Source organism: Streptococcus danieliae (assembly GCF_013415245.1).
GTDB lineage: Bacteria > Bacillota > Bacilli > Lactobacillales > Streptococcaceae > Streptococcus > Streptococcus danieliae_A.
Genome location: NZ_JACBXX010000190.1, coordinates 1 through 2,275, shown reverse-complemented (window position 1 = coordinate 2,275; position 2,275 = coordinate 1). Strand labels below are relative to the sequence as shown.

The 2,275-nt window shown below is 43.5% G+C and carries 2 protein-coding genes; one reads left to right on the top strand and one right to left on the bottom strand.

The window, feature by feature from the left end; all coding sequences use genetic code 11:
• On the bottom strand, window positions 1-173 hold a 173-nt coding region (locus HZY94_RS08945), incomplete at its 3' end, for a helix-turn-helix domain-containing protein (RefSeq protein ID WP_179925860.1).
• A 297-nt stretch (window positions 174-470) separates the two neighbouring features.
• Between HZY94_RS08945 and HZY94_RS08940 the strand changes: the two genes are divergently transcribed.
• Window positions 471-1,964: a hypothetical protein gene (locus HZY94_RS08940; RefSeq protein WP_179925859.1), complete on the top strand. Its 1,494-nt coding sequence runs from the start codon at window positions 471-473 to the stop codon at window positions 1,962-1,964.
• Window positions 1,965-2,275: the final 311 nt, after the last annotated feature.

The window sequence follows — 2,275 nt, the reverse complement described above, 5'->3', positions numbered from 1 at the left end:
CTCACTTGTTGTAAGACTTGCCCTCGCTTGATTTCGTTATTGATTGTTTGAGGAGCTCTTCCAAGTAGGCGAGCAATTTCTCGATTGGATTTTCCTTCTTTGTTCCATCGTTCAATGTAGCGACGATCATTAATTGTCAACTGTTTTCCTTTTGTTGTATAATTGTTTTGCATCTCTGTGCCCTTCCTTTTGTTTGTGGTGAACAACAAGTATAGCACGGAGGTGTTTTCTTATACCTTACAAAAGGATTTCATTTGACAACAGGGACTTTTGAAGCTGTTTTGAGGGCTAAACCAAGGCTATCATTAGCCTTGGCCAATTAGCCTAACAGCTCCAAACCTATTATCAAATGAAATCAGACAACTCATCAGAATGAGTTGTAGTACTTATCTAGCAGATAGGATGGGTGGCTAACTTCATTTTAAAATTTTTGTTTACCTTTTGAAAAAGCCCAAAAGAATCAATTGGAAATGAACTTGACGGCTGTGGAAAAAGAACTATCCGCTACACTTCCGGGCAAGGCAAGTGAGTATAGCCAGGTAAAACTCATGGTCAATGGCAAAAAGGTGGCAGATGGTCTACGTAAAACCTTGCTTCTCCTAGAAGATCAAAAACTACAGGTGCACGCCTCCTTCTACTATATGGGTAAAGAATTTACGACGGAGACCAAGACTGTTGAAGTTTCTGCGGCCAGTGACCAGCTAGAGGTAGATTTAGACTTGGCTGCGAGTGTGAAAACTGCCATGAAGGAAGTGCAAGTTCAGGCCTTGGAGGAAGCACGAGTCGCTGCGTCAGCCTCAGCATCGGCTGCTCAAAGTCGTGAAAAGGCTGCCCAGGCCGCCAGCTCTCAGAGCCGGGAATTGGAGGCACGAAAATCTTCTAGTTCCTCAGAAGCCAAAACAGAAGTGAAAAGCAGTTCTTCTAAGCAAAAAGAAGTGAACGTCTTGCACCAAGTTCCGGAAGGACTACTGGGTAGTTGGCAGGTGGAGCAGGGAGAACTTGAGCTCAAGGTTGATGGAAGTGGTCGCCTACGGGTTCAGAACCAAGAGTTTCTGTTCAGCATTGGTCAACTGCAAGATCATGGCCAGGGCCTCTATCAGATTCGTCAAGGAACTAACCTACCAGACTTCTTAGCTTCAGATGGAGGTCAAGTTGCAATTGGCTTCCGTTTGGTGGGTGATCAACTGGAAATTCTGCGTTGGAATGTGGAGCAAGGTCCGACATCCATAGAGGAAGTGGCTAGCTACCAAAGAAAAGTGGAGAGTTCCCAGAGTAGGCAGGAAGAAAACCAATCGCAGTCAAGTGCAAGCGAAACTGCTTCAACAGCCACTCAGGCAAGCAGCAGTCGGCTTGAAAGTAGTTCGCATCAGGAATCAGAGCCCGAAACAAGTAGTCTAGAGGAATCCAGCTCGAGTGAGAGTCGTTCACATCAGGAATCAGAGACTTCAGCAGGTACTAGTCAGTCATCAGGTTTGAATACTGAACCAAGTAGTAGCAGTTCCAGCCAGAAATCAGAGAGGTCGACAAGCAGTCTTCAAGACTCGAGCTCCAGTGAGCAGAAGTCTAGCTCAGATACAGAAGTCGGCACTGCTGCTTCGAGTGAGGAAGCGGCTAAAACTACTTGGACCAAAGTCCAAAGTCAGGCCTTGGCAGCTTCCCTAGCTGACCAGGAAGCGGGCGCTTATACTTCAGCTCTGGAGACTGTTAAAGCCCAACTCGCCTCGAAATCGATGAGCTTGATTGAGGCTGGGGGTCAAGATGTAACAGAAAAAGTGGAGATTTTAGATGTCTATGATTACCGGCCCTCACAGCAAGATCCGGTTCAACGGTACTTCTTTGTTCGGAAGGCTGATGGAAGCAGTCAGGTGTTGGTAAGAACGGATACTCAAGGTTCAGTCTACCAGGTCAAGGAGATTTCGAATCAAGCCCTTTTATCTTTATTCGTAGAAATTCTTGAAAAATAGGAGGTGTTCCAAAGGGGAAAATCCTTGCTTTTATATGGGAAAATCTTACAATTATTTTTCTGTAAATGTGCTGAAAACTCAGTTATATCAAGGGTTTGTAACCACTGGTTTAAAATTGTAAAATTTTTGAGAAAGGCCTGGTAAAGTCTTGACATCTTATTTATTTATGTATACAATGAAGATGTCTTATACTAAATAAAAATCGAATTTTGAATTATAATAGATTGTATGAAATTGAAATTAGATAAACAACAAGAAACTGAATTGAGATTAGCTCTTAGAAATAAAGACTACGCTACTTATCATAGACG